Annotated in this window: 1 pseudogene; it reads right to left on the bottom strand. The window is 63.7% G+C overall.

The annotated features are described in order from the left end of the window. Positions 1–92: 92 nt before the first annotated feature. Positions 93–278, bottom strand: a pseudogene (locus EN808_RS36135) (thiolase domain-containing protein); the annotation flags it as partial.

The following is a 278-nucleotide window of genomic DNA, read 5'->3' as shown; positions in this document are numbered from 1 at the left end:
GGCGACGCGCTTCAAGTCTTTGTTTTTGATGCATGCCGTTGTCCCAGAACCGCTGCACGCTTCTGGGCGACATGCTTAAGTGCGGGCCGCTTCTACCTGATGCGGTCGAGAATGGAAACGTAATTGGCGACGGCAGCACCGCCCATGTTGAAGATGCCGCCGAGCTTCGCGCCCGGCACCTGGATGCCGCCGGCCTCGCCGGTCAACTGCATGGCGGTCAGCACATGCATCGAGACCCCGGTGGCGCCGATCGGATGGCCCTTGGCCTTCAGGCCGCC

It is taken from the genome of Mesorhizobium sp. M8A.F.Ca.ET.165.01.1.1 (assembly GCF_004792065.1).
Lineage (GTDB): Bacteria > Pseudomonadota > Alphaproteobacteria > Rhizobiales > Rhizobiaceae > Mesorhizobium.
This window is presented reverse-complemented; position numbering and strand designations above follow the sequence as displayed.